The organism is Bacillota bacterium (assembly GCA_012839765.1).
In the GTDB taxonomy this organism is placed as follows: domain Bacteria; phylum Bacillota; class Limnochordia; order DUMW01; family DUMW01; genus DUMW01.
Window position 1 is genome coordinate 1 of the sequence record DUMW01000076.1, and the last position, 4,100, is coordinate 4,100.

Annotated in this window: 3 protein-coding genes; 1 reads left to right on the forward strand and 2 read right to left on the reverse strand. The window is 52.7% G+C overall.

What is annotated here, in order from left to right:
• Positions 1 to 457: 457 nt before the first annotated feature.
• Positions 458 to 2,395 carry a family 16 glycosylhydrolase gene (locus GXX57_07690; protein HHV44531.1) on the reverse strand — a complete coding sequence of 646 codons (1,938 nt, stop codon included), beginning with the start codon at positions 2,393 to 2,395 and terminating at the stop codon, positions 458 to 460.
• A gap of 338 nt (positions 2,396 to 2,733) precedes the next feature.
• Positions 2,734 to 3,666 carry a hypothetical protein gene (locus GXX57_07695; protein HHV44532.1) on the reverse strand — a complete coding sequence of 311 codons (933 nt, stop codon included), beginning with the start codon at positions 3,664 to 3,666 and terminating at the stop codon, positions 2,734 to 2,736.
• A gap of 271 nt (positions 3,667 to 3,937) precedes the next feature.
• Between GXX57_07695 and GXX57_07700 the strand changes: the two genes are divergently transcribed.
• Positions 3,938 to 4,100 (forward strand): transposase (locus GXX57_07700; protein HHV44533.1); only part of this gene is annotated, 163 nt, incomplete at its 3' end.

The window sequence follows — 4,100 nt, forward strand, 5'->3', positions numbered from 1 at the left end:
CCTTCTTCACAACTTATTTACATAATTCTTAGCATTATTCCCTTAATTCAGATCGACTGGGTTAGCTGATCTGTTCCTTAATCAGAAACTGCTCGGCTGGTTGCTAAGAGGGTGCGAAATACCGGATTGATCAGGGTAATCCTCTCTATAATTTTCGATTCTTTATGTTTTTGTTGCGATTGTCCTTCTCAGAGCCATCTGGCATTACAATTAACACTTCATGCGACTTTCACACTACTGAGCTTCCTTTTGGGGAGATACATAGAGAATGCCCGCGGCGATCCGCGGTGAGAAAGTTGGGGAAAGATCCCGCTGGAAACGTGGGAACAGTCACAAAAGGCAGTGCCGTCGCCTTTACACCCAAAAAAAGCAAAAGAGAGAAGCCGCTTCCAGGATATCCCCGGAATCGCTGGCTTCTCTCCAGTGACCCTGTACAGTATTACCCGGTCAGAACCGCCTATTGGCTACTGACCAGCTCGAATGCCACATCGTCTACCTTCAACCACTGGCCCAGTTCCCCCGCAGAAATGATGGAAATATGAGCCCGATTGTTCGTAACCATCACATCCTCCACCACCACTTCATTCCAGGTGGTGGATGGGGCAATGGCCGCAGTGTACACCAAACCGTCGCCGGTGTCAACCTCCAATACCGCCTCGGCAAGCCCCTCGGTGGCCTTGGTCCAGGCCCGTAACCGGTACCTACCGTTGGGGATGAATGTAAGCAGTTGGGAGGTAATCACCCGCTTGCCCCGGATGGGGGTATGCTGCAGCGCGTATTCACCGCTCACCGCGTCTCCTCGGACCACGAGACTAGCAAAAGCATCCCCCGCTTCATCCCAACAGACCGGCTGCTGTGGGTCCCTAGTGGTGCTGTTATATTCAAAGGAGCCGTTGCCCAGCAAATTTACACCGGGCAAGGGCCGGGCATAGTAGCGGAAGTAGTCGAAAAGACTGGCTGCGCCTTCCACCGGCGGAACCGCCCCTTCACCCACATCAGGGGTGGGCAAGGCCGTAAGCCATAGATGTTGCGGGGCATAGAGCCAGTCGTAGGGAACACTGTAGACCAGCTGGTTGTTGACGTAGAAGTTCACGCGACCCGGCAACCACTCATATCCCATCACAAACCACTCGGTGGTATCCTGGCGGTACTCCAAACCAAAGGCCCGCTCATGGGAAGGAACATACCAATGTCCATTCAAAAGAAGTAGATCAGGGTTTACTGAGTCCACTTCAAACCCGTCAATTTCCAACACCTGATTGCGATTTCCATCGGCTCCCATGCTCCAGAAGGAAGAATGCAGGCCCTTGCTCTCACCGTATAATTTCGCCCGTACCTCATAGTATCCGTAACCAAACAGGGGCTTGGAAATCACCCCACCGCCGGTATACTCCGTTTTCCCATCCCGGTTGAAATCCTCGTACTTAAAATCGATGAAAAGACATGTGTTCCCGTCGGCATCGACACCCACCCGGACATTCTCTGGCAAATTCCACCCTCCGTGGGGTTGACGCAATCCCGTCCGATAATCCCATACATCGGTATCCAGCTTTTCCCCAGCAAACTCGTCGGCAAACAGCAAGACATACTCAGCACTTTCCACAGGCGGCCGTTTCAAAATGAAGGTATAGGTTTGGGAACGACTGGCTGCGGCATCGGTGACCTCCACCACCACGTGCCGTTCCTCCTTGCCGGGGAATTCAATCACTTTTGAGGTTGCCTCGGAACCATCAATAGTCACCCGCTGCCCTTGGTCCCCCTTCTCCAGGCGGATGGTCACCTGATCCACCCCCGTGGGCACCACTATATCATAAAAGCTTCGTTCCGTTTGCGCGACGGAAAACCCCACGGGAGAAATACTCACCTGCTTAAGCATCAGGGAGGGATCGAAGGAATCATCGTAATAAAGCTCAAGGGAGCGCAAACCCACATGGGCCGAAAGCACATGACAGGTGGCGAAAAACCGAAAATACCTCCCGGTCACCTCAGGGATCATCTTCGACTCCCGCATCTGGACCGTGCCCTCATAGGCATAGGCGTCCAGCCATTCTTCTCCGTCCAGGGAATACTGGAGCCTGTACCCAGACATAGAGGGATACCCATAGGTAAGGAGGCTAAACTGGTTCACCTTCGTAGCCTCTCCCAGGTCCACCGTCAGCCAAACCTCCCTTTGGCCCGTGCTAATCCGCCACCAGGTATCATTGGCCCCATCCACCGCATAGCGAGCGGGACTGTCAGCGGCCTCGCTGCAGGCAACAACGGGTTTATGTAGAGCCAAGTTTTCTAAACCTTCCGGAAAGGACCTTCGCTCACTACCGGGATAACCTTGGGCCGTACAGTTACTGGAAACCGACAGAAATAAAAGGAAAAGAATACACGTTAGACTTCGTAACACTTTCATACCTCCCAGGCTCTTCGTATTACTGCCCCCTCTGCAATTGCAAAGGGATGGGGAGCTCCCCCTTGTCTACAGACTAGTCTTCAGCCAAGATTCTGGTACCGACACCCATTACATGCAAGTTTTGCATTTAGTATAAGACTTGTAACCCACAACGTCAAGTCAGCCTCTAGCCCCACTAGACAGAGCAAAGGGAATATCCAGCGTAATTCAATCGTTTGCCTGCAGAAGGGGACACTGGCGCTTTTCTTTCCGAGGATCAAACTGATCAATGCGAAAGGGAGGTTCGGTTGCCCCCTAACCTTAGACACACAGCCGGCGGGCAAGTATCCTTCTCAGTAATCCCGATGCTCCTTCCACAGGTTCCAAACCATGAGGTAGTTTTCCAGGGGCATTCCCTTGAAAGCAACATTGCTGGTGGAAAAGATGTAGCCTCCCCCGGGTTTCCCATGGGTAAGGGCATACAGGGCAGATGCGCGGATCTCTTCGGGGGTACCGGTCTGCAGCAAAGCACAATTCACATTGCCGATAAGACAGACCCGGTCACCGTACATTTCCTTCACGACCTTAAGGTCAATTCCCGCCATGGGGTCTAGGGAATGGAGGGCATGGGGATGGCAATCCACCAGTTGATCAATGATCGGCATGATATTCCCATCGGTATGCTTAATGGCATATCCTCCCATCGCGCGGATGGTTGCGATCAACTGGGACAGGTAGGGCGTGACGTATTCCCTAAACATCTTAGGAGACATGAAGGGCCCATCATTGAAGCAATAATCGGCACAGAGGGCAAAGCCGTCATAGCCCGCCTCCATCATGCGCTTGTTCCGCTCGATGGCCGCCTTGACCATCCGTTGGGCCTGAGCATGAACCTCAGTGGGCTGTTCGATCAGCCAACAGCTAAACTCCATCATGTTCTGCCCGTTCGGGATGGAGTAGGTTCCATCACCGTGGCATAGTAAAAGATATTCATCGCCCACCAGTTCCCGAATCCCTTTGGCCGTTTCTTTCAAAGCTGCTTCATTCTCGCCCGCGGTGGCAACCATGATGATATCATACTCCAGTTCCCGGGCCACATCCACATACAGCTGGGCATTGTGCCGACACATCTTACGAAACTCGCGGTCACTGGTGGCCTGGGTGGGCCTGTAAAAAGCACGTCCCAACAGCTCCTCAGTCAACTGAAATTCAAGTTCAAAGGTTGGAACCCGATCCGGCTGCCGGCCCTCCAGGGCAGCGATGGCTCTTCTTTTCGGTGTCCACATGGGTCGCTTACTCCCTTCGCACCATGAAATTTCCCAACGTTCAATGAAAAAGCATACAATACACATTTCCCCGCTAGCCAAGTACGTTTCAACTTCACCATTGGTTCGGGGAATCCTGCCGCGACGCATCTTCCCGGTGTCATTACCCCCTCCTTTACCTGCTGGTGACTACCGCTCGAAAACCGGAGAACTCCACAACCCTAAGGGCCCCGCAATGAGTTTGGAGAAACCCTTTGCACTATGATAGTATTGAGTCAGGGAGGGTTTCCAAATGAAGTCACGCCAGTATTCTGATGAGTTCAAGGAGGAGATCATTCAAGAGTGCCAAGAAGTAGGGAATGTCGCACTTGTTGCCAGGCGCTATGAGATTTCTCCCAACACCATCCATACTTGGCTGAGGAAGTACCGACAGTTGGGCACCGTTAGGAGCCTTA